The sequence below is a fragment of the Pseudomonas sp. B21-048 genome, from assembly GCF_024748615.1.
Taxonomy (GTDB): domain Bacteria; phylum Pseudomonadota; class Gammaproteobacteria; order Pseudomonadales; family Pseudomonadaceae; genus Aquipseudomonas.
In genome coordinates this window covers 4,357,047-4,378,409 of record NZ_CP087168.1, presented here as the reverse complement: position 1 = coordinate 4,378,409, position 21,363 = coordinate 4,357,047, and the positions used below count along the sequence as shown (strand labels likewise).

21 protein-coding genes are annotated in these 21,363 nt (G+C 60.4%); 13 read left to right on the top strand and 8 right to left on the bottom strand.

The window, feature by feature from the left end:
* Nucleotides 1–126: 126 nt before the first annotated feature.
* The gene (locus LOY56_RS20535) at nt 127–729 is read right to left on the bottom strand and encodes a LysE/ArgO family amino acid transporter (protein ID WP_258616861.1); all 603 of its coding nucleotides are present in this window, start codon (nt 727–729) and stop codon (nt 127–129) included.
* A 162-nt stretch (nt 730–891) separates the two neighbouring features.
* Between LOY56_RS20535 and LOY56_RS20530 the strand changes: the two genes are divergently transcribed.
* From LOY56_RS20530 to LOY56_RS20520, 3 genes are all read left to right on the top strand, one after another.
* Nucleotides 892–1,791, top strand: coding sequence for a LysR family transcriptional regulator ArgP (locus tag LOY56_RS20530; RefSeq protein ID WP_258616859.1), 900 nt, complete (start codon nt 892–894; stop codon nt 1,789–1,791).
* Nucleotides 1,792–1,887: 96 nt separating this feature from the next.
* The gene (locus LOY56_RS20525; RefSeq protein ID WP_258616858.1) at nt 1,888–2,880 is read left to right on the top strand and encodes an NAD(P)-dependent oxidoreductase; all 993 of its coding nucleotides are present in this window, start codon (nt 1,888–1,890) and stop codon (nt 2,878–2,880) included.
* A gap of 116 nt (nt 2,881–2,996) precedes the next feature.
* A complete protein-coding gene (locus LOY56_RS20520; protein WP_258616857.1) occupies nt 2,997–3,860 on the top strand; it encodes an ATPase in 864 nt (287 codons plus the stop codon).
* 143 nt (nt 3,861–4,003) lie between these two features.
* Here LOY56_RS20520 and LOY56_RS20515 read toward each other — a convergent pair whose 3' ends face one another.
* Both LOY56_RS20515 and pobA read right to left on the bottom strand, forming a co-directional pair.
* Nucleotides 4,004–5,521, bottom strand: a complete 1,518-nt coding sequence (locus LOY56_RS20515; protein WP_258616856.1) for an MDR family MFS transporter — start codon at nt 5,519–5,521, stop codon at nt 4,004–4,006.
* A 76-nt stretch (nt 5,522–5,597) separates the two neighbouring features.
* The gene (gene pobA / locus LOY56_RS20510) at nt 5,598–6,791 is read right to left on the bottom strand and encodes a 4-hydroxybenzoate 3-monooxygenase (protein ID WP_258616855.1); all 1,194 of its coding nucleotides are present in this window, start codon (nt 6,789–6,791) and stop codon (nt 5,598–5,600) included.
* 179 nt (nt 6,792–6,970) lie between these two features.
* Here pobA and LOY56_RS20505 point away from each other — a divergent pair, with 179 nt between their 5' ends.
* Nucleotides 6,971–7,867: a helix-turn-helix domain-containing protein gene (locus LOY56_RS20505; RefSeq protein WP_258616854.1), complete on the top strand. Its 897-nt coding sequence runs from the start codon at nt 6,971–6,973 to the stop codon at nt 7,865–7,867.
* A gap of 60 nt (nt 7,868–7,927) precedes the next feature.
* On the opposite strand, the gene LOY56_RS20500 is transcribed toward LOY56_RS20505, so the two are convergent.
* Both LOY56_RS20500 and LOY56_RS20495 read right to left on the bottom strand, forming a co-directional pair.
* Nucleotides 7,928–8,104: a hypothetical protein gene (locus tag LOY56_RS20500; RefSeq protein WP_258616853.1), complete on the bottom strand. Its 177-nt coding sequence runs from the start codon at nt 8,102–8,104 to the stop codon at nt 7,928–7,930.
* Nucleotides 8,105–8,204: 100 nt separating this feature from the next.
* The gene (locus tag LOY56_RS20495; protein ID WP_258616852.1) at nt 8,205–9,110 is read right to left on the bottom strand and encodes a LysR family transcriptional regulator; all 906 of its coding nucleotides are present in this window, start codon (nt 9,108–9,110) and stop codon (nt 8,205–8,207) included.
* 114 nt (nt 9,111–9,224) lie between these two features.
* On the opposite strand from LOY56_RS20495, the gene LOY56_RS20490 reads away from it, so the two are divergent.
* The gene (locus LOY56_RS20490) at nt 9,225–10,106 is read left to right on the top strand and encodes an MBL fold metallo-hydrolase (RefSeq protein ID WP_258616851.1); all 882 of its coding nucleotides are present in this window, start codon (nt 9,225–9,227) and stop codon (nt 10,104–10,106) included.
* A gap of 134 nt (nt 10,107–10,240) precedes the next feature.
* On the opposite strand, the gene LOY56_RS20485 is transcribed toward LOY56_RS20490, so the two are convergent.
* Nucleotides 10,241–11,122, bottom strand: a complete 882-nt coding sequence (locus tag LOY56_RS20485; RefSeq protein ID WP_258616850.1) for a LysR substrate-binding domain-containing protein — start codon at nt 11,120–11,122, stop codon at nt 10,241–10,243.
* A gap of 159 nt (nt 11,123–11,281) precedes the next feature.
* On the opposite strand from LOY56_RS20485, the gene LOY56_RS20480 reads away from it, so the two are divergent.
* The 6 genes from LOY56_RS20480 to LOY56_RS20455 all read left to right on the top strand — a co-directional run bounded on the left by LOY56_RS20480 (nt 11,282) and on the right by LOY56_RS20455 (nt 18,612).
* Complete coding sequence (locus LOY56_RS20480) at nt 11,282–12,919, top strand: 5-guanidino-2-oxopentanoate decarboxylase (protein WP_258616849.1); 1,638 nt, start codon at nt 11,282–11,284, stop codon at nt 12,917–12,919.
* Nucleotides 12,916–14,364 (top strand): aldehyde dehydrogenase family protein, encoded by a 1,449-nt coding sequence (locus LOY56_RS20475; protein ID WP_258616848.1) that lies wholly within the window; start codon nt 12,916–12,918, stop codon nt 14,362–14,364. The genes LOY56_RS20480 and LOY56_RS20475 overlap by 4 nt, the downstream gene beginning before the upstream one ends.
* 218 nt (nt 14,365–14,582) lie before the next feature.
* Nucleotides 14,583–15,686 (top strand): ABC transporter substrate-binding protein, encoded by a 1,104-nt coding sequence (locus tag LOY56_RS20470; protein WP_008069577.1) that lies wholly within the window; start codon nt 14,583–14,585, stop codon nt 15,684–15,686.
* Between the two features lie 103 nt (nt 15,687–15,789).
* Nucleotides 15,790–16,698 (top strand): ABC transporter permease, encoded by a 909-nt coding sequence (locus tag LOY56_RS20465; protein ID WP_052967302.1) that lies wholly within the window; start codon nt 15,790–15,792, stop codon nt 16,696–16,698.
* Nucleotides 16,695–17,543: an ABC transporter permease gene (locus tag LOY56_RS20460; protein ID WP_258616847.1), complete on the top strand. Its 849-nt coding sequence runs from the start codon at nt 16,695–16,697 to the stop codon at nt 17,541–17,543. The genes LOY56_RS20465 and LOY56_RS20460 overlap by 4 nt, the downstream gene beginning before the upstream one ends.
* 13 nt (nt 17,544–17,556) lie before the next feature.
* Complete coding sequence (locus LOY56_RS20455) at nt 17,557–18,612, top strand: ABC transporter ATP-binding protein (protein ID WP_258616846.1); 1,056 nt, start codon at nt 17,557–17,559, stop codon at nt 18,610–18,612.
* A 113-nt stretch (nt 18,613–18,725) separates the two neighbouring features.
* On the opposite strand, the gene LOY56_RS20450 is transcribed toward LOY56_RS20455, so the two are convergent.
* Nucleotides 18,726–19,655, bottom strand: a complete 930-nt coding sequence (locus tag LOY56_RS20450; RefSeq protein WP_258616845.1) for an AraC family transcriptional regulator — start codon at nt 19,653–19,655, stop codon at nt 18,726–18,728.
* Nucleotides 19,656–19,990: 335 nt separating this feature from the next.
* On the opposite strand from LOY56_RS20450, the gene LOY56_RS20445 reads away from it, so the two are divergent.
* Together LOY56_RS20445 and LOY56_RS20440 are read left to right on the top strand one after the other, a co-directional pair.
* Nucleotides 19,991–20,344, top strand: a complete 354-nt coding sequence (locus LOY56_RS20445; protein WP_258616844.1) for a putative quinol monooxygenase — start codon at nt 19,991–19,993, stop codon at nt 20,342–20,344.
* A gap of 41 nt (nt 20,345–20,385) precedes the next feature.
* Nucleotides 20,386–20,616 (top strand): hypothetical protein, encoded by a 231-nt coding sequence (locus tag LOY56_RS20440; protein WP_258616843.1) that lies wholly within the window; start codon nt 20,386–20,388, stop codon nt 20,614–20,616.
* Here LOY56_RS20440 and LOY56_RS20435 read toward each other — a convergent pair whose 3' ends face one another.
* The gene (locus LOY56_RS20435) at nt 20,617–21,246 is read right to left on the bottom strand and encodes a flavin reductase family protein (RefSeq protein WP_258616841.1); all 630 of its coding nucleotides are present in this window, start codon (nt 21,244–21,246) and stop codon (nt 20,617–20,619) included.
* Nucleotides 21,247–21,363 lie beyond the last annotated feature (117 nt).

The following is a 21,363-nucleotide window of genomic DNA, read 5'->3' as shown; positions in this document are numbered from 1 at the left end:
GCGGCCAGACATACGCCGGGGAGTTTGTACTCTTTGCGGCGCAGGGATCGGATCATAGCACCGGGGGTGCGGCATAACCACGCAACAACTGTGTGGAATAGAGGTTCCAGAGCCTTTTGGAATAAATCATGAAGCGATGATTAACTGGAACGCTACGGTGAACATCATGACGGCGACCAACAGGTCCAGGATTCGCCAGGTACTCGGCCGTGCCAGCCACGGCGCCAGCCATGCAGCGCCTAGCGCCAACGTGAAAAACCACAGCAGTGACGCACTGGCCGCGCCCACTACATAAGCACCGGGTTCGGTTTGTTGTGCGCCGAGAGAACCGATCAGCAACACGGTGTCCAGATAAACGTGCGGGTTGAGCAGCGTTACCGCCAATGCACTGAGCAGCACCGCCCGCAGTGATCGCACCGTCTGGTTTTCACCCTGTTGCAGGCTTTGCTTCGAGCAGGCCCGACACAACGCCAGGCTGCCATACCACAGCAAAAATGCCGCGCCACCCCAACGGGCGATAGCCAGCAGGGTCGGGTTTTGCGCCAGCACCGTCGCCAGGCCGAATACCCCGGCGGCCACCAGCAACGCATCGCAGGTGACGCAGAGTGCGGCCACCGGCAGATGATGTTCACGCCGCAGGCTCTGGGCCAACACAAACGCATTCTGGGTGCCGATTGCCATGATCAGCCCCGCGGCCACTAACAGGCCGTTCACATAACTTTGCCACATAAGGTTTTTACTCCGCGTCGGCCGCCAGATTCGTCGCTGGATGGTCAGTGAAGTTTCGCCACCCGCATCGACGATCCTTGTTCAAAAGTACTTGCTGGCCATTCTCCGGTTGAAAGCTGTATAAGAAAAACAAATAGTACTGATCGCCCATTAGGAAAACTGATGTTCGACTATAAATTACTGTCCGCGCTCGCCGCCGTCATCGAACAGGCGGGGTTCGAACGCGCCGCGCAGGTATTGGGTTTGTCCCAATCGGCCATCTCCCAGCGGATCAAACTGCTGGAAGCACGGGTTGGCCAACCGGTTCTGGTGCGCATCACACCCCCGGCGCCGACGGAGATTGGCCGGCGATTGCTCAACCATGTGCAGCAGGTGCGATTGCTTGAGCGCGATCTACAGACATTGGTCCCGGCGCTGGATGAAGAAGGGCTGCCGGAACGCCTGCGTATCGCACTAAACGCGGACAGCCTGGCAACCTGGTGGGCTGGGGCGGTGGGGGATTTTTGCGCGGAACAACATCTGTTGCTCGACTTGGTGGTGGAAGACCAGACCGTCGGCCTTAAACGCATGCGCGCAGGCGAAGTGGCAGGGTGTGTCTGCGCCAGTGAGCGGCCGGTGGCCGGTGCGCGCAGCGTTCTGTTGGGGGCGATGCGCTACCGTGCGATGGCGAGCCCGGCGTTCATTGCCCGGCATTTTCCCGAAGGTGTGCGCGCCGAACAGTTAGCCAAAACCCCGGCCCTGGTGTTTGGCCCGGACGATTTCCTACAGCATCGCTACCTCGCGTCCCTCGGTGTGGACGGCGGTTTCGAACACCATTTATGCCCATCGTCCGAAGGGTTTCTTCGTCTCACCGAAGCAGGGCTTGGCTGGGGCCTGGTGCCTGAATTGCAGGTGCGCGAGCAACTTGAGCGCGGCCAATTGCAGGAGCTTTTGCCAGATAAGCCGATCGATGTGCCGCTGTACTGGCATCATTGGCGCAATGGCGGTCAGCTGTTGGGGTTACTCACCGATCAATTGGTGCGCTCCTCGAAGCAATGTCTCGTGCCCTTCGGGCAGCTTTAAGCGTCTAGCTGCAAGCTGCAAGTGAAGAGCCTGCGCATCATTTTTAACTTGCAGCTTGAAGCTTGACGCTTGCAGCTGTATCCGAAGGAATACTTCATGAAGATTCTGGTCACCGGCGCAAGCGGCTTCATTGGCGGACGCTTTGCGCGTTTTGCCTTGGAGCAGGGCCTGGACGTGCGGGTCAACGGTCGCCGGGCCGAGAGCGTCGAGCATCTTGTGCGCCGTGGCGCCGAGTTCATTCAGGGCGACTTGAGCGACCCGCAACTGGCGCGCGACCTGTGTTCAGAGGTCGAAGCCGTGGTGCATTGCGCCGGTGCGGTGGGTTTGTGGGGACGGTATCAGGACTTTCATCAAGGCAACGTCGAAGTCACCGAGAACGTGGTCGAGGCCTGCCTGAAACAGCGGGTTCGGCGCCTGGTGCATTTGTCGTCGCCTTCGATTTACTTCGATGGCCGCGATCATCTGGGGTTGACCGAAGAGCAGGTGCCCAAGCGCTTCAAACATCCCTACGCCGCGACCAAATACCTGGCCGAGCAAAAAGTCTTCGGTGCGCAGGAGTTCGGCCTCGAAACCCTGGCCCTGCGCCCGCGTTTCGTGACGGGCGCCGGCGACATGAGCATTTTCCCCAGACTGCTGAAGATGCAGCGCAAAGGGCGGTTGGCGATTATCGGCAATGGTCTGAACAAGGTCGATTTCACCAGCGTGCAAAACCTCAATGAAGCGTTACTCAGCAGCTTGCTCGCCAGTGGATCGGCCTTGGGCAAGGCCTACAACATCAGCAACGGCGCGCCGGTTCCGTTGTGGGATGTGGTCAATTACGTGATGCGCCAAATGGATGTCCCACAGGTTACCCGCTACCGTTCCTACGGTTTGGCCTACAGCCTTGCCGCACTCAACGAGTGCGTGTGCAAGCTGTGGCCAGGTCGTCCCGAGCCGACCCTGTCGCGGCTGGGTATGCAAGTCATGAACAAAAACTTCACCCTGGACATCAGTCGCGCGCGGCGTTATCTGGACTACGATCCGAAAGTCAGCCTCTGGACCGCCCTCGATGAATTCTGCGGCTGGTGGAAGGCTCAGGACATTCGCTGACACACAAGGGCGACCCTGACTGAACCGAGTTTGGGGTTCAGGGTCAACCGGTGCGGCAGCGGGGGTTATACTTCGCCGCATCAAGCCATCACCGCGTTCCACAAAGGTTGACCCTAATGCCCATGCGTAACGATGCCAACGACGACTTCGATGTCCCGAGCCTGCGCGCCGACAGCCTCGATGACGATGATTTTCCGACCACCACTCGCACTTCCGTGCATTCGCGCACCCTACCGGTGGTCAAGGTCAAAGGCCCGAGCACTGGCCCGCTGTGGGCATTGGTCGGCGCGTTGTTCTTTGCCTTTGCCGGTCTTGCCTGGTGGAGTTTTCAGCAGATTTCGCTGATGGAACAGCAACTGGTGGCGACCCAGGAAAGTTTCGCGCGCATCAGTGAGGAAGCGGCGGGGCGCTTGCAGGACATTTCCGGCAAGGTTGTAGCCAGCCAGTCCAACGTCAACACTGGCAGTGAAGCGTTGAAGCTGCAAATCAAACAACTGGAAGGCAAACTCCAGGACCAGAGCAAACAGCTGGAAAGCAAGCTTCAGGACCAGAGCAAACAGCAGCAAGGCGTACTCGGCCAGACCTCCGAGCTGGACAAACGCCTGGCGCAAATGACCGCGCAAGCCACCGAACAACAAACCGCCAATGCTCAGTTGCAAGCCCAGGTTAAAGCCTTGAGCAGCGAACTGGCCGCGTTGAAGAGCGCGCCGGACGATACCAGCAAATTCGACGCCCAACTCAAAAGCCTGGGCGCTGACATCGTCGCGCTGAAGAAACAAGGCAACCCGAGCGCCGCCATCGATCGCCTGGAGCAAGACATGATCGTGCTCAAAAGCCAACAGGACAACCGCCCGGCCGCTGCACCAAGTGGCTCCAACACCGCCGAGTTCGACGCCTTCCGCGGCCAGGTCACCCGCAACATCAACACCCTGCAGGCACAGATTCAGAATCTGCAGCAACAACTGCGCGCCCGGCCTTAATAGGGGCCTGTTGATCGTTCCCAAGCTCTGCGTGGGAATGCCTCAAGGGACGCTCCGCGTTCCAATGGGACGCAGAGCGTCCCGGGCTGCATTCCCACGCAGAGCGTGGGAACGATCGGTCGGAAGGCCGCTTCTCGGTATTACTACCGAACCGTGTCCTCCCGTCCCCGCAACACCCTGTTCGGCATGGCAATCGCCGCCGCCAGCCCCAGCAGCGACACCGCTGCACTGACCATCAGCAAATGCCGGAAAGTCAGCAGCAGCTCAGCGCGCAAGGCGTTTTGCGCATCACCCGGCGCGGCGTTCAAACCGTCGAGCAAGACATTCCCCGAACGCCCCTCGGCAATCAACGACGAGCCGGCCAGGTGCGCGAAACTCGATTCCTGTAACAACGCCAGCAGCAGCGCCGACATCAATGCCACACCCACTGCGCCACCCAAGGAACGGAACAAGTTGGTGGTGCTGGTGGCGACGCCGATGTCCCGTTGCTCCACCGAGTTTTGCGTACCCACCAACGAAGTCGGGAACTGCATGCCGCTGGCGATGCCGCTGAGCAACATGAACAGGCTGCTCAGCACAAACGCCTGAGGCGCACTGAACGCCATGCCGAGAATCGAGAACGGCATGAGCAGGGCGCCGGTCAGGATCATCGGTTTGTAACGACCGGTCACCGAGGTCTGGCGTCCAGCAAAGTACGCGCCTATCGGCAAACCCATGGCCAGCGGCAACAGATGCAGCGCAGCGCTGTCGGCCCCGGCGCCGGTGACGCTCTGGAAACGCAGCGGCATCAGCACGATCAAGGAAATCGCCTGGAAACTGGTGAAGAAAATCGTGCACCAGCAAAGAATCGCATTACGGTTGGCGAACAAGTGCATCGGCAGCAACGGTTCCCGCGCCCGCCGTTCATGCCAGACGAACACGGCCAGCACCATCACCGCACAACCGAGCAAACCCGACACTTGGGTGCTGCGCCACGAATAGCCCTGGCCAACCTGAGTAATGCCCAGCAGTAACGCCGTCAGGCCGATGATCATCAACAAGGTGCCGAAGTAGTCGATGATCGGCTTGCGCTGTGGCACCGGCAGCCCCACCAGTGTGCGATGGGCCACCAGCCAGGCGCCCAGGCCCAATGGCAGGTTGATCAGAAACACCCAGCGCCAGGACAGGTATTCGGTCATGTAGCCACCGAGAACCGGGCCGGCCACACTGGCCACCGCGTACATGCTGCTGAAGTAACCCTGATAGCGACCGCGCTCGCGGGGTGGAACGATGTCGCCGATAATCGCCTGGCTCACCGAAATCATCCCGCCGGCGCCGATGCCCTGAAGGATCCGCGCCAGCACCAGTTGCTCCATGCTTTGCGCCATGCCGCAGAATAATGACGCGAGGGTGAACACCCCCATGCCGAACAGCATCAGCTTGCGGCGGCCATACAGATCGCCGAGTTTGCCGTAGATCGGCACCGCCACGGTCATCGCCACCATGTACCCGGAAATCACCCAGGCCAGCAGGCTGACGTCCTTGAATTGCGCGGAAATGGCCGGCATCGACACGGCGACGATGGTCTGGTCCAGCGCACCCAGAAAGATCGCCAGCATCAGGGCAATCAGTACGCTGCGAATGGCCGGTTTTGGCGTTTCAGGCTGATTCAGATTGGTCACGGGTAAACCTGCGGACAGTGATAGACCCGCAGTGGCAAGGCGAGCCGGAATGCTCGCAGTGTAAGTCGATAGCAGGCTATTCGATAGCCTCATATGGAAGCCCGACGTAATTTTCGGCAATGGTTTTTCGACCTGCCTCGGAGTCCACGAAATAGGCCAGCTCCGATTCGCTGATGCGCTGGCTGAACGCGTCGTGCTCGTCAAAGCGATGCAACATCGAGGTCATCCACCAGGAAAACCGCTCGGCTTTCCACACCCGCCGCAAGCAGACCTCGGAATACTTCTCCAGCAAATCCACACGGCCTTCGCGGTAAACCTTCAGCAGAATATTGAACAACGTACTGACGTCGCTGGCCGCCAGGTTCAAACCCTTGGCGCCGGTGGGCGGGACGATATGCGCGGCGTCGCCGACGAGGAACATCCGCCCGTACTGCATCGGCTCGACCACGAAACTGCGCAACGGCGCGATGCTTTTTTCGATCGACGGGCCGGTCACCAAAGAGGCGGCGAGGTCGGTTGGCAGACGGGATTTCAACTCATCCCAGAAACGCTGGTCAGACCAATCCTCGGCACTGTCCTGGGCCGGGACCTGGAGGTAATAACGGGTGCGTGTCGTTGAACGCATGCTGCACAGCGCAAAACCTCGTTCATGCCGTGCGTAGACCAACTCTTCATGCACCGGCGGCGTGTCGGCGAGAATCCCCAGCCAGCCGAACGGATACACCCGCTCAAACACTTTCAGGCAGTCAGCAGGAATAGACTGCCGCGCCACACCATGAAAACCATCGCAACCGGCGATGTAGTCACAATCGAGTCGATATGTTTCGCCGTCCTTGTCAAAGATGACAAAGGGTTCGGCGGTTTTCATGCCATGGGGGACGACGTTACTAGCTTGATAAATCGTCTGCGCACCGGCGTCCCGACGGGCGGCCATCAGATCGCGGGTGACCTCGGTCTGGCCATAGATCGTTACGGTTTTGCCGCCAGTCAGCGCGTGCAAGTCGATATGTACCCGGCGTCCGTCGAGGGCCAGTTCGAAGCCTGCATGGACCAGCCCTTCGGCGTCCATGCGCTGACCCACCCCGGCCTGACGCAACAGCTCTACCATGCCTTGTTCGAGGACACCGGCGCGGATGCGTCCGAGCACGTAGTCCGGGGTCTGGCGTTCGAGGATAAGGGTGTCGATGCCGGCGTTATGCAGCAATTGGCCGAGTAGCAAACCAGAGGGGCCGGCACCGATGATCGCGACTTGGGTTTTCAGTGTTTTCATTGTTTTTATGACTCGCAAGCTCCACGCGACCAAGGCCGGTGAATGATTTTTATGGCTCGAGTACTTGCATTTTTCACTTGCGAGTCTGTCAATTGAAGGGGAAAACTGAGCCGATACCTGTACATTCTGCCAATCGGTGCGATTATCGCCCCGTTACCCTCGAGGCCTGGATTGAAGTGATGAACAAGCCTGACCTGCCATTGATTCCGGTGTTCAAACTCTACGGTGAAAGCCTGGACTGGCCGACCCCTGACTTGTTGCACTGTGAAACCATTTCCAAACGCAGCCGCGAACATCAATGGGAAATCAAACCCCACCGCCACGCCGATTTGTGTCAGTTACTCTTCGTTTTCAAAGGTCAGGCAGAGCTTGAAATCGAAGGCAAACGCTCACAATTGACCGAGCCGGCCATCCTGATTCTGCCGCCGTTATCGGTGCATGGTTATCGGTTTTCCGAGGACGTCGAGGGTTTCGTCGTTACGCTGGCCGCGCCGCTGATCGCTCATCTTCAGGCGCAACTGGGCCATTCGGTAAGCGCTCTGGCACAGGCCGAAAGCTACCCGGCTGGAAAGGACAGCGAGTACCTCAACAGCCTGTTTTCAGCGCTGCAAAGCGAGTACACCGGCCATCAACCGGCGCGGGAAATGCTTATGCATTCGCTGGTCAACGTGATCATGGTGTGGGTCAGCCGTCAGGTGATTCAGCGCCAAACCACCAGTCAGCGTCCGCAGCGGGCTCGCGAATACCTCAACGGTTTTATTCAGCTGGTGGAGGAGACCTATCGCCAGCACGTCAAGGTCGAGGACCTGGCTCATCGGCTGGGAATTTCCGTGTCCCACCTCAACGGCACGTGCCGTGAGCTGGCGGGGCAACCGGCGTTGCAGATCATGCATGAGCGTCAATTGCTGGAGGCCAAGCGCTTGCTGACCTACACCAGCATGACCATTTATGAAATGTCCGACGTGTTGGGTTTTTCCGATCCGACCAACTTCACGCGCCTGTTCAGGCGTCGCGTGGGGATATCTCCCAAGGCTTTTCGCGACCGCTTGAAGGCCGATCAGGACAGAGAGGCCTGAACCCTGTGGCGAGGGAGCCCGGTCCAACGGGAGCAAGCTCCCTCGCCACAGGTGTGATCGTTACCGGAGGGCGTTGAGGGTCGCGTTATGGGGAATGCAGCGCTCGAAGTAGCAGCTCGCATGGTCATGGGGCACTTTTCGCAACTGTTCGACACGCCAGGCGGCCGCGCCATACAGCGCCAGTGTCGCCGTGCAAGTGATGAAAATGGCGAGGTATCTTCTTGTTTTTATGTTCATGGCGTTGACCTCTGAACGAATACCTTTCGGTACTGTTTTGAGCATAGGTCAGCGCGGGTGAGTTGTGTAGGAGCTGGCGAAGGCTGCGATCTTTTGATTTTTAAAGACCCACATCCCACGCCGGCTCTTCCGGAAACCTCAACACCAGAAAATCCAGCAGGCTGCGCAACGCCGTCGGCATGTGCTTGCGTGAGGCATACACCGCGTAGATGTTCATCTGCCGGGGCTCGGCGTGGGGCAGCAAGCGGATCAATTCGCCGCTGTGGATATGCACACCCGCCTGATAGCTCGGCAGCATCGCCACGCCGGCCCCGGCCATCGTCGCGCGCAACAGCGTGCTGGCTTCGTTGGCGCTGATGTTGCCTTGCACCGGCACCGAGACTTGCTCGCCGTCCTGTTCGAAATGCCAGAGGCTCTTGCCGAAGTAGGAGTGGGTCAGGCAGTTATGCAGGCTCAGGTCCTCGACCCGTTGCGGCGTGGGGTGCTCGCGCAAGTAAGCGGGGGAGGCGCAGATCACCGAGCGGCAGACCGTCAGGCGCCGGGCGATCAGGTTCGGGTCCAGGTCGTTGCTGGTGCGGATGGCCAGGTCGATGCGTTCATCCACCAGGTTCACCGTGCGGTCGAGCATTTGCATATCGATGCTGACGCCGGGGTAACGCTTTACGTAAGCCGCCATGGCATCCGCCAGTTGCGCCTGACCGAACGAGGTGCTGACGCTGATCCGCAGCAGGCCTCGCGGTGCGTCGTCCGGTTCGCTGACGGCGGCCTGCATGTCGGTGGACAAATCGAGCATCTGCCGACAGCGAGGCAAAATTTCCGTCCCGGCGGCGGTCAGGCTCAATTTGCGCGTGGTGCGGTGCATCAGGCGCGCGCCGACCCAATCCTCCAGCTCCGCCAGATAGCGTGAAACCACCGGCCGTGACAGGTCCAGGTGATCGGCGGCGGCCGATTGGCTGCCCAGGTCCACCACCGTGACGAACACCCGCATTGCTTGTAGACGATCCATGATTTGCCCGCTTTCAGAAACAAACTATGTTCAAGCATCGCATTTTTTGTATCGAACCAGGCAACTAAGCTCTGTTCCATCGCCAAGCATGGCATTCGGACAACGGAGCAACAGATGATCGGCTTCACTTCAATCAAACGCATTCTTCTGGCAACCGCCACGCTCGGCTTCGCGGCCCATGCCGCTGCGGCGTCCACCCTGACGCTGGACGTTTACAACCCTGGCACCAACGCGATCTTCCCGGTGACCTCGGTGCTGGTCACCGGCGAGAAAGAAGCGATTCTGGTGGACGCGCAATTCGGCAAAGCCCAGGCCGAACAGGTGGTGGAAAAAATCCGCGCCAGCGGCAAGCAACTGACCACCATCTACATCAGCCACGGTGACCCGGATTACTACTTCGGCCTCGACACCGTGACCAAAGCGTTCCCGAAAGCCAAAGTGCTGGCCTCGCAACCGACGGTTGATCACATCAAAAAAACCGTCGACGGCAAGCTGGCGTTCTGGGGCCCGAAAATGGGCGCCGACGTACCGGGCAAAACCATCGTGCCGCAGGTGCTCAAGGGCGACAGCCTGATGCTGGAAGGGCAGAAATTGCAGGTGATCGGCCTGGACAGCAAGCAGCCGGATCGCAGCTTTGTGTGGATCCCGTCGATCAAGGCTGTGGTCGGTGGCGTGGTGGTCGCGGAAAACATTCACGTGTGGATGGCCGATACCCAGACCCCGCAATCCCATGCCGATTGGCTGACGACGTTGCAGGCGATCGAAGCGCTGAAGCCGAAAACCATCGTACCGGGTCACTACCTTGGTGAGAGCGCTCGCTCTCTGGCGGCGGTGCAGTTCACTGCCGGTTACATCAAGGCTTTCGACGAAGAAACCGCCAAGGCGAAAGACGCTGCCGAACTGATCGGCGCAATGAAAAAACGCTACCCGACCCTGGGCGAAGAAAGCTCGCTGGAGCTGAGCGCCAAAGTCGCCAAGGGCGAGATGAAGTGGTAATCCGCCGCACTCAACTTCACTGATCGTTCCCACGCTCTGCGTGGGAATGGCTCAACGGACGCTCCGCGTTCGGCTTTGGAAGGGACGCGGAGCGTCCCGGGCTGCATTCCTTTGCTGCGCGTGGGAACGATCTCTTAGCGGCTTTGAGCCTGCGCCACCAACCACCCCATCAATTCGCGCAGCTTCGGCGAAGGCGCCGGTTTCTCGGGGAACACCAGGTAATACGCCAACCCGGTTCTCACCTTCAAATCAAAAGGCATGACCAGCCGTCCGGCACTCAGGTCATCGCCGATCAACGACCAATCGCCAATCGCCACGCCCGTCCCTTGGGACGCCATCGACATCGCCAGGTCCAGGGTTTCGAAATGCTGCCCCTTGCCGACATTGCTCAGCCGAATATCCGCAGCCTTCAGCCAGGCGTTCCAGTCCCGTTCATCGCGGGTGGGGTGCAGCAACAAGTGCTGTTGCAGATCGGTCGGGGTCTGCAAGGCCATGGGCCCTTCAAGCATCGGTCGGGAACACACGGGCGTCAGTTGCTCATCGAACAGATGCTGGGAGGCCAGTGAACTGTCCGGCGGCGGGCCATACATCACCGCCGCATCGAACTGCTCGCGATGAAAGTCCACGCCGTGCTTCACCGTGGTGGTCAATTGCACCGGCACGTCCGGGCGTTCCTTTTGCCACTGCAACAGACGCGGCAACAGCCAGCGCATCACGCAGGTCGGGGCTTTCAGTTGCAGGGTTTCGCGCTTCTCGCCGATCTGCTCCACCGCCTCGTCGATCAGGCCGAAAATCTGCTGTACCCGTGGCAACCATTCCCGTCCTTCGGCGGTCAGGCTCAAGCCCCGCGCCTGGCGAATGAACAGCTCATAACCCAGATGATCTTCCAGCCCGGCGATCTGCCGGCTCACCGCGCCTTGGGTGATGTGCAGCTGTTCGGCGGCCCGGGTGAAGTTGCAGCACTGCGCGGTGATCAGAAAAGTGTGCAGCGCCGGCAGGGGAGGCAATCGTTTCATGGGGACCCAAGGTATGACGTGAGGACATGGCTAGCATGACTTTTTATCCATTGTTGCGGCGGCGTGTCGCCCGTTCCAATGAGGCCATCCCTGGACCTGCCAACCCATCATAAACACTGCGCAGGCCCGGCGTCTCAAACGAACAAAAAGGGCAAAGACATGGCGACGTGCGGCGAAGTATTGGTCAAGTTACTCGAAGATTACGGGGTCGAGCAGGTGTTCGGCATTCCCGGGGTGCACACCGTGGAGCTGTATCGCGGGCTGGCCCGTTCGAGCATCAACCACATCACTCCGCGTCACGAACAGGGCGCCGGTTTCATGGCCGACGGGTATGCGCGCACCAGTGGCAAACCGGGCGTGTGCTTCATCATCACCGGCCCCGGCATGACCAACATCACCACCGCCATGGGCCAGGCTTACGCCGACTCGATCCCGATGCTGGTGATTTCCAGCGTGCAATCGCGCAGCCAATTGGGCGGCGGTCGCGGCAAGTTGCATGAACTGCCGAACCAAAGCGCACTGGTCGGCGGCGTGGCAGCGTTCTCCCACACCTTGATGTCGGCGGCTGAATTGCCGGGCGTGTTGGCCCGCGCCTTCGCGCTGTTCCAGGCTGGCCGTCCGCGTCCGGTGCACATCGAAATCCCGTTGGACGTATTGGTCGAAGAGGCCGATGACTTGCTCGCCAGCGTGCCAGTGAACATCGACCGCGCCGGTGCTTCGCCAAGCGCGATCAGCCGCATGACTGACTTGCTGGCCGGTGCCAAGCGCCCGTTGATTCTCGCCGGTGGCGGCGCCATCGATGCGGCGGCCGAGCTGACTGAACTGGCCGAACTGTTGGACGCGCCGGTGGCCCTGACCATCAATGCCAAGGGCATGCTCGAATCCAGCCACCCGCTGCTGATCGGTTCGACCCAAAGCCTGGTAGCCACGCGCGCGCTGGTCGCCGAGGCCGACGTGGTGCTGGCCATCGGTACCGAACTGGCCGAAACCGATTACGACGTCACCTTCGCCGGCGGCTTCGACATTCCCGGCGTGTTGCTGCGCGTGGACATTGACCCCGACCAGACCGTGCGTAATTACCCGCCGAAAGTTGCGTTGGTGGCCGACTCACGCAACGCCGCTCAGGCCTTGCTGAGTGCGCTGTCCCACCAGTCGCTGGCCGAGCGTCGCAACGATTGGGGCCAGGTGCGTGCCGCGCGTTTGCGCGATGAACTGGCCGCGACCTGGGACGCCCCGACGCTGGCCCAGACCCGTTTCCTGGAAACCGTTTTGCATGAATTGCCGAACGCGGTGTTCGTCGGCGATTCGACCCAACCGGTGTACACCGGCAACCTCACATTCAACCCGGAACGCCCGCGCCGCTGGTTCAACTCGTCCACCGGTTACGGCACCCTCGGTTACGCCTTGCCGGCGGCGATTGGCGCCTGGCTCGGTGGCAGCGTCGAAGGCGGTGCACGCCCTCCGGTGGTGTGCCTGATCGGCGACGGCGGTCTGCAATTCACCCTGCCGGAACTCGCCAGTGCAGTGGAAGCACGCACGCCGGTGATCGTCCTGCTGTGGAATAACCAGGGTTACGAAGAGATCAAGAAATACATGGTCAACCGCGCCATCGAGCCGGTTGGCGTGGACATCTACACCCCGGACTTCATCGGTGTGGCCAAGGCGCTGGGCTGCGCGGCCGAGGCGGTCAGCGGTGTCGAAGAGCTGCGCGGTGCATTGCGTCTCGCCACTGATCGCCAGGGCCCGACCCTGATTGAAATCGATCAGACCCAGTGGATGAAGGCGGTGTTGAAATGAGTTTTCCTACCACACTCGATGGTGTGTACATCAATGGCGAATGGTCCGCTGGCAACGAACATCTGCGCGTGATCAACCCGGCGACCGAAGCGCTGCTGACCACCGTGAACGGTGGCGATGAACACGCTGTCGATCAGGCCGTCACGGCGGCGACCAATGCTTTCAAAGCGTGGTCGAAAACCACCGGCGCCGAGCGCGGGGCGATCCTGCGCAGAATCGCCGCGGGCGTGCAGGCCGGTCGCGAACAGTTGATGAAGTTGCAGTCGAGCAACAACGGCAAACCGCTGTTCGAAGCGGCCATCGATATCGACGACGTGATCGCCACCTTCGAGTATTACGCCGGGCTGGCTGAAGGCCTGGACGCGAAGCAAGACAGCGCCGTGGCGTTGCCGAGCGATGATTTCAGCGCCCGTTTGCGCCGCGAGCCGTGCGGTGTGGTGGGGCTGATCGTGCCGTGGAATTTCCCGATGGTCACCACCGCCTGGAAACTTGCCCCGGCCCTGGCCGCCGGTTGCTGCGTGGTGCTCAAACCGTCGGAAGTGACACCGCTGCCGGAATTGGAACTGGCGACGATCATTGCCGAGGCCGGTCTGCCAAACGGTGTGTTCAATCTGGTCTGCGGCACCGGCCTGGCTGTTGGCGCGCCGCTGTCGGCTGACCCACGCATCGCCAAGATTTCCTTCACCGGCAGCAACGCGGTGGGCGTGCAGGTGATGCAGCGGGCAGCGGAAACCGTGAAGGGGGTGAGCCTCGAACTGGGCGGCAAATCTTCGCTGCTGGTACTCGCCGATGCCGACATCGAGCTGGCCGTGGAAGTGGCCTGTGGCGGTGGTTTCTTCAACGCCGGGCAGATGTGTTCCGCCACCAGCCGCGTGCTGGTTGCCGATGAACTGGCGGAAAAATTTGTAACGCGATTGAAGGCGCGCGCCGAAGCCATTCGCGTGGCCGACCCGTTCGACCCGAACGTGGAAATGGGCGCACTGGTCAATCAGGCGCAATACCAACGTGTGCTGGGGCACATCGATCGCGGTTTGAGCGCTGGGGCGAAGTTGATCTGCGGCGGTAATCGTCCGGCGGACCTGTCACGCGGCTATTTTTTGCAGCCGACCATTTTCGTCGACGTGCCCCTCGACAGTGCGCTGTGGTGCGAAGAGATTTTCGGCCCGGTGATCTGCGTGCGCAGTTTCAGCTCTGAAGCCGAGGCGATTGCCCTGGCCAACGACAGCCAATTCGGCCTGGTGGCCAGCGTGGTCACGCGCGACGCCGAAGCGGCTGATCGGGTCGCCAACGCTTTGCAGGCGGGGCTTGTGTGGATCAACGCGCCGCAAGTGATCTTCCCGCAGACCGCCTGGGGTGGCTACAAACAGAGCAGCATCGGCCGCGAATTGGGGCCGTGGGGTTTGCAGGCGTTCCAGGAAATCAAACACGTGATTCGGGCCGTCTGAAGGCACGAAAAAAGGCCGCGCATGCCTCGTGATGAGGCATGCGCCAGCGTCATGGCTTCAATGAGTTTTTATCGATAGTCAGGTGTTTTGCACGACCTCAGGATGAAGCTGTCGGCGCCGCTCTTGCCCTTTGAAACCGGGGGCTTGGAGCTGATCTGACCGCGCGGATGCAACGGTTGCGACCAACCTCATACTTAAAAAAACAAAGGGAGTCCTTCATGGGCGAGCACGATCTGAACAGACGTCAATTCATCAAAACCGTGGGCGTGGCGTCCGTGGCTGCGGCGGCCATGAGCATGCCGTTCATCAAGGCCAATGCCAGCGACACACGTTTCCAGGGCAAGACCCTGCGCCTGTTGACCTGGTCCGATGACACCGGCCTTGCAGCATTGCGCAACATCGCCGCGACGTTCGAAGCCAAGTACGGCTGCAAGGTGATTGCCGACCGCACCGGCAGCACCTCGGAAATGGTCGCTAAACTCAAGGCCGGCGGTGATCGTCCGCAGTACGACATCATCACTCTGGCCGGCGTCGGCGCCGAAGGTCTGGCCGCCGCCAACCTGCTGGAAAAACCCGACCTCAACCGCATCCCTAACCTGATCGATGTGCCGGAGAAATACCGCACCGGCGCCAACGGTCACGGTATCGGTTACCTGCTGTGGTGCAACAGCCTGGTCTACAGCACCCGCACCATCAAAGAAGCGCCGGACAGCTATGCCGCCCTGTGGGACGCGGAGCTGTCGCCGAACATCTTCCTGCCGCCGCCGAACTGGACCGAGGCCATGGACCTGATCATCATCGCCGCCAAACTGGCCGGTGGTGACGAACACAACATCGAGCCAGGCTTCAAGAAACTCGCCGAGCTGAAAGATCGTGTCGTGACCCTGGGCGAAAACCCGAACCAGATCGCCGAGCTGTTCCGCACCGGTTCCCTGGACATGGGCGGCTTGTACGCGCCGGCGTTTTTCCCGAAACAGATTCGCGATCCGGCCTACGGCCTGGGCGCCACGTTCGGCATGAAGGAAGGCTTCTACACCGACCTGATGTTGTCGGTGATGCCGAAGAATCGCCCGGGCGATATCGACCTGGCCTACGCCTTCATCAACCACTCTCTGGACCCGCTGGTGCAGGGCAAGATGGCCGAAGACATCTACAACGGCCCGGTCAACGCCAAGGCAATCATCTCCGCTGAAGCGCGCAAAAGCCCGTACATCCTCACGCCGGAGCAGATTGCCGAGAAGGCGATCATGCACGACAACGCCTTCCTGGCCACCGTGCATGACCAATGGATTCGTCGTTACACGGAAATCTTTTCTTCCTGATTTCTGCGGTTTGAAAATTCATTGTGGCGAGGGAGCAAGCTCCCTCGCCACAGGTTTTGCCAAATCCAAGTCTTGCTGCTTTCCATTGACGAGACCCTTTGCTATGGAACACCAACCTCTGACCCATCCGGTAAGCGCCGCACCCGTGCGCATCAATCGGGGTGTCTCACCGACGGCGCGTGCGTGGTTTTTCCTCTCGCCGTCGATGCTGTTTCTCGGCGTGCTGATTGCCGCGAGCCTCTTGGTGCTGCGCATGAGCGTCGGCACCAAAGGCGCGGAGTGGACCGGGTTCAGCCTGGCCAGTTACGCCCAATTGCTGGAACCCTATTACCTCAAATCGTTGCTGCTGACGTTGCGCCTGGCACTGATCAGCGCGGTGATTGCGGTGCTGCTGGCGATCCCGGTGGCTTACACCATGTCACGGCTGACCTCGCCGTTTGTGCGGCGGATCTTCCTCGCGGCGGTGCTGCTGCCATTGCTGGTCAACCTGCTGCTGCAAAGCTACGGCTGGCTGGTGATTCTCGGCCCCGGCGGCATGCTCAATCAGGCGCTGATGGGCCTGGGTTTGATCAAGCGGCCGATCATGCTGCTCTACAACCAGAACGGCGTATTGATGGGCCTGGTGCAAACCGCGTTCCCGTTGGCCGTGCTGCCGATTGCCAGCGCCATGCGCGGCGTCGCCCGCACTTACGAAGAGGCCGCTGCCACCCTCGGCGCCAGTCGCTTGCAGGTGTTTCGCCAAGTGGTGTTGCCGATGAGTTTGCCGGGGATCATCACCGGCGCGACGTTGGTGTTCGCCTACAACGCCAGCAGTTTTGTGGTGCCGCTGCTGCTCGGTGGCCGACGCGTGCCGATGCTGGCAGTGATGGTGCATGACCAGATCGCTCCGTTGATGAACTGGCCCGCCGCGTCCGCTGCCGGTGTGGTGCTGATTGTCACCACCCTGGCGATCATGACCTTGTCCGAATACATCACTGGCCGTCGTCGGCGCATGCTGGAGGCTTCCCAATGAGCACCCTGATCAAGAAGCGCCACTCGCTGTTGCCGGGCGATACCGGCAAGTTCGCCGGCATCCTGTCGGGCTTCATTTTGCTGCTGGCGGTGCTGCCGATTCTGACCATGATCGTCATGTCGTTCAGCGGCGCGTCGAACCTCGACTTCCCGCCCAGCAGCTATAGCCTGCAATGGTACAAGGCTGCCTGGAACACCTTCGTGTCGCCAGACGCCAGCGATGTGCTGAGCCTCGGCAAAGCCATGAGCACCAGTTTGATGGTGGCCTGTCTGACCATGGTTTTCGCCACGATCATCGCGGTGCCTGCAGCCTACGCCCTGACCCGTTGCGAGTTCCGCGGCAAGGCCGTGGCGCTGCAATTGATGTCGCTGCCGCTGGTGTTCCCGATGGTGGTGTTGGGTCTGGCTTTGCTGCTGGTGTTCGACAGCCTGCCGTTCCAGATCACCACCTCGCGGCTGGTGATTGCCCACGTGATTCTGGCGCTGCCGTTTGTGGTGAAAAACTGTACCGCGGCGATGCTTTCCATCGGCAGCGAAGTCGAAGAGGCCGCGCAAATGCTCGGCGCTTCACCGACTCGGGCGATTGTCGATGTGGTGGTGCCGTTGATGAAATCAGGGATTCTGGCGGGCATGCTGCTGGCGTTCATCGTCTCGTTCAACGAATTCACCGTGACCTATTTCCTCTACACCATCGACGTCATGACCGTGCCGATCTGGATGTACAGCCGCACCGTGTCTTCGCTCGACCCTACCGTTTTCTCGTTTGCCGTGCTGATCGTGCTGATCGACTTCGTCCTCATTTGGGCGTTGGAGAAGCTAGTCGGTGAAGGTGGCGTTTCCTTTTGATTTGAGGTGCAACATGACTGGTCTGATTCTGGAAAACGTCGAGAAACATTACGGCTCGGCCTGCGCGGTAAAAGATGTGAACCTGCATTTGCCGGAGGGCAAACTGGTGTGTTTCCTCGGCCCTTCGGGCTGCGGCAAAACCACCTTGCTGCGGATGATTGCCGGGCTTGAAACCCTGACCGGTGGCGAGATTCGCCTGGACGGTGAAGACATCGGCCATACGCCTGCGCATCAGCGAAATTTCGGTATGGTGTTTCAATCGCTGGCGCTGTTTCCGCACATGACGGTGGGGGAGAACATTGCTTATCCGCTGAAACTGCGTGGGGTCAGCAAGGCTGATCAACAGGCGCGGGTGGTGGAGTTGCTGGCGCTGATTCAGCTGCAGGAAATGATTGATCGCCCAGTGGCGAAACTCTCCGGCGGGCAACGTCAGCGCGTGGCGATTGCCCGGGCGATTGCCTCGCGGCCGAAAATCCTTCTGCTCGACGAACCGCTGTCGGCGCTGGACGCCAAGTTGCGCGAATCGATGCAGGTGGAAATCCGTCAGCTGCAACAGCGTTTGAACATCACCACCATCATGGTCACCCACGACCAGCGCGAAGCCATGACCATGGCTGACATCGTGGTGGTACTGGGTGAGCATCGGGTGCAGCAGGTGGGCACGCCGATTGAAATCTATCGGCATCCGGCCAATGAATTCGTCGCGGACTTTATCGGTTCGGGGAACATTTTTCCGGCCACGGCGCTGGGCAACGGCAAGGTCAGCTTGCCCGGTGGCGATGCGCTGCAAGTGCCGATCTGCAGCAGCATTGTGGTGGGGGAGAAGGTGAAAATGCTGATCCGCCCGGAAGACCTGCAACTGTCGCAACCCCAGGCCACGGCGGGGAATCGCTTGCTCGGGAAGGTGACGTTTGTTCGGGATATCGGTGCGACGATTGAAACGACTGTTGAGTGTTCCGGGGTGTCGTTTACCGCGTTGAGCACGCCGTGTCAGGGGGTAGGGTTGAGCATTGGCAATCCGGTGTCGGTGACATTGCCGGCTGAGGCTTGCCGAGTACTAAGCGCCTGACTTACTGCTGGCCCCATCGCGAGCAAGCTCGCTCCCACAGGGGCTGGCGTACACCAATCCAATGTGTGCGAGCCTGCTCGCGATGAGGCCGGAACAATCAACATCAAACTCGGCTAAACACTCAACCGCAACCGCGCCAAATCCCTTAACGGCGGCGCCCCGAACAATCGGCTGTACTCCCGGCTGAACTGGGAGGGGCTTTCATACCCCACCCGATAACCCGCCGCCGAAGCTTCCAGCCCTTCGGCCAGCATCAACCGCCGCGCCTCTTGCAGGCGCAACTGCTTCTGATACTGCAGCGGGCTCATCGCCGTCATCGCCTTGAAACGGTGATGCAATGTCGACACGCTCAGGTTCACTTCCCGCGCCAGATCATCGATGCGCAGCGGTTGCTCATAATTACCGTTGAGCCATTTGATCGCCTGGCTGATGCGATGGCTCTGACTGTTGGCGATGGCAATTTCATACAGCCGATGACCCTGCTGGCTGCGCAATAACCGATACAGAATCTCTCGACGAATCAGCGGCGCCAGCATGGCGATGTCTTTCGGCGCGTCGAGCAAACGTGCCAGCCGCAGCACGGCATCGAGCATTGCCGTGTCGATCTGCTCGACATACAGGCCACGACCCGTAGGCCGTGTGGGGACGCCGAGGGGGCCGGCGTCGGCAATCAGTGCGGTGATTTGTGCCGGGTCGATGTCCAGCCGCACGGCGAGGATCGGTTCCTCGGGCGAGACATTCACCACCCGCCCGCTCAAGGGCATAGAGACCGACACCACCAGGTAATTCAGCGGGTCGTAATTGAAGTATTCATCCGCCAGCCGTACTTCCTTGCGCCCCTGGGCCATGATGCACAGGGCCGGCTGCGCCAGCACCGGGGCGAAGTCATGGTTTTGACTGTGGCGCGACATGAACAGCGAACCGACGGCGGTGGCATACGTGCCATCCTCCATCGTGTTACGGCGGATGAGGGCGGCCAGTTCCGCGCGCTGTTTTTCCATGTCGGCATCCAGCGGGGCTTGAAAATGATCGAGCGACGACATGCTGGGCATCCTCGGTGACGCGTTGGTAATGGGCTGAGCTTAAATTTGTGCAAGGAACAGCGGTAGACACATCCTGCCAAAAGCTTGCCTGATTCTGCACGAGGTGAATGCGCGGGGCTGATATGGCAGGTCAGCGCCGGGAAAACTTGCTTGAAAGTCGTGTTGCAGCGATGTGACAGTGGTTTGCATGCTATTACAGAGGTTTTTCGCAGCCGCGCAGGATTGTGCAACAACCCGGCAGGAATCGACTAACGACGACCAGGGCGCGCCGCCTAATCTTGGATCCTGTCGCAGCCCGTCCCCGGCTGCCACTGGATGACCTGGGAGGGTTGAACATGTCTACGCAGATCCCCGTCAGTCATATGGCCTTCGTCCGCGCCCGCGCCGGGCGTTCGGCGGAACTCGGTGCGCGCCTGAGCGCCCTGATCGAGCCGTCGCGCAACGCGCCGGGTTGCCTGAGCTTTGCCCTGCAGCACTCGCAATGCGATCCAGAGCTGTGGCTGGTGTCCGGTTTCTGGACCAACCAACAGGCGATGACCGCTTACTTCGGCAGCCCGTCGATGCAAATTTTTGCCGAACTGGTGCAGGAGTTGGTGGTCAACAGCCTGGATTTCCATACCTTCAAGGATGTCTCGGCGACCCAGGCCCTTGGCCAATCCAAGGCAGCGGTACACAAACTCGCCGGTTGAGGGTTTAATGGCGCCATTCTCCATTAGCCAGGATCCGTGACATGGCACGCAAAGCCTTTGAACACTTCGAAGCCGTTTCAGCCGTAGTACCGGGCGAGGGCGGTTACCACGCCGCGATTGCCGTCAAAGCCCTCGGGGGTTCCGGTGCCCCGCGTTTTCACAAAGTGCTGGAAAGCCAGACCTTCAAGACTGCTCATGAAGCCGACGAGGCCGCGGCCAAAGAGCTGACCCACCTCAAAGACGTTAAAGAAGACGCCGACCTGCTCTGGTAGTTACTTGGCCGCTCCCGGGCGGAACATCTTGAACAATGCCTCTGGCCCCAGCTGAAAGTAATCCGCCGGCCCGCCGCCGCGCAGAATCGGTTCTGCCGCGGCGGTGTCGTACACCCCATCCTTCAACAGCCATTTGGCGATGTGCACGGCGACCACTTCGCCGAGAATCAGCCAGCTCGGCACCACTTCCTTGTTGGCGCGCTGCAACTGAATGATCTGCGTGACCTTGCACTCGAAGGACACCGGGCTTTCGGCGACCCGTGGCACCTGAATGATTTTCGACGCCGTGGTGGTCAGCCCGGAGAGTTCGAACTCATCGACTTCAGGCCCGACCATGGCGCAGCTCTGATTCATCTGCTCGGCCAGTGGTCGGGTCGCCAGGTTCCAGGCGAATTCGCCGGTCTGCTCGATGTTATTCAGGCTGTCTTTGCGCCCGACGCTGGAAAACCCAATGATCGGCGGAATGTAGTTGAAGGCGTTGAAGAAGCTGTAGGGCGCCAGGTTCAGGCGACCGTTGGCGTCCTGAGAGGAAATCCAGCCGATAGGGCGCGGGCCGACGATGGCGTTGAACGGGTCATGCGGCAGGCCATGGCCGTTGGCGGGTTCGTAGAAGTGGATGTCGTCGGGCATACAGTGAATTCCTGGAGCGTTCGGGAGGTGCTCATGGTGCAAGGGCCTGCGGCATATTTCCAGCCCATCCTCGATCACTGTGGGAGGGGGCTTGTGTGGCGATCCGACTTGACCGTG

Bases quoted from the DNA above. Each gene is read 5' to 3' on its own strand.
- LOY56_RS20535 (WP_258616861.1), bottom strand. From the start codon at position 729: ATGTGGCAAAGTTATGTGAACGGCCTGTTAGTGGCCGCGGGGCTGATC.
- LOY56_RS20530 (WP_258616859.1), top strand. From the start codon at position 892: ATGTTCGACTATAAATTACTGTCCGCGCTCGCCGCCGTCATCGAACAG.
- LOY56_RS20525 (WP_258616858.1), top strand. From the start codon at position 1,888: ATGAAGATTCTGGTCACCGGCGCAAGCGGCTTCATTGGCGGACGCTTT.
- LOY56_RS20520 (WP_258616857.1), top strand. From the start codon at position 2,997: ATGCCCATGCGTAACGATGCCAACGACGACTTCGATGTCCCGAGCCTG.
- pobA (WP_258616855.1), bottom strand. From the start codon at position 6,791: ATGAAAACACTGAAAACCCAAGTCGCGATCATCGGTGCCGGCCCCTCT.
- LOY56_RS20505 (WP_258616854.1), top strand. From the start codon at position 6,971: ATGAACAAGCCTGACCTGCCATTGATTCCGGTGTTCAAACTCTACGGT.
- LOY56_RS20500 (WP_258616853.1), bottom strand. From the start codon at position 8,104: ATGAACATAAAAACAAGAAGATACCTCGCCATTTTCATCACTTGCACG.
- LOY56_RS20495 (WP_258616852.1), bottom strand. From the start codon at position 9,110: ATGGATCGTCTACAAGCAATGCGGGTGTTCGTCACGGTGGTGGACCTG.
- LOY56_RS20490 (WP_258616851.1), top strand. From the start codon at position 9,225: ATGATCGGCTTCACTTCAATCAAACGCATTCTTCTGGCAACCGCCACG.
- LOY56_RS20485 (WP_258616850.1), bottom strand. From the start codon at position 11,122: ATGAAACGATTGCCTCCCCTGCCGGCGCTGCACACTTTTCTGATCACC.
- LOY56_RS20480 (WP_258616849.1), top strand. From the start codon at position 11,282: ATGGCGACGTGCGGCGAAGTATTGGTCAAGTTACTCGAAGATTACGGG.
- LOY56_RS20475 (WP_258616848.1), top strand. From the start codon at position 12,916: ATGAGTTTTCCTACCACACTCGATGGTGTGTACATCAATGGCGAATGG.
- LOY56_RS20470 (WP_008069577.1), top strand. From the start codon at position 14,583: ATGGGCGAGCACGATCTGAACAGACGTCAATTCATCAAAACCGTGGGC.
- LOY56_RS20465 (WP_052967302.1), top strand. From the start codon at position 15,790: ATGGAACACCAACCTCTGACCCATCCGGTAAGCGCCGCACCCGTGCGC.
- LOY56_RS20460 (WP_258616847.1), top strand. From the start codon at position 16,695: ATGAGCACCCTGATCAAGAAGCGCCACTCGCTGTTGCCGGGCGATACC.
- LOY56_RS20455 (WP_258616846.1), top strand. From the start codon at position 17,557: ATGACTGGTCTGATTCTGGAAAACGTCGAGAAACATTACGGCTCGGCC.
- LOY56_RS20450 (WP_258616845.1), bottom strand. From the start codon at position 19,655: ATGTCGTCGCTCGATCATTTTCAAGCCCCGCTGGATGCCGACATGGAA.
- LOY56_RS20445 (WP_258616844.1), top strand. From the start codon at position 19,991: ATGTCTACGCAGATCCCCGTCAGTCATATGGCCTTCGTCCGCGCCCGC.
- LOY56_RS20440 (WP_258616843.1), top strand. From the start codon at position 20,386: ATGGCACGCAAAGCCTTTGAACACTTCGAAGCCGTTTCAGCCGTAGTA.
- LOY56_RS20435 (WP_258616841.1), bottom strand. From the start codon at position 21,246: ATGCCCGACGACATCCACTTCTACGAACCCGCCAACGGCCATGGCCTG.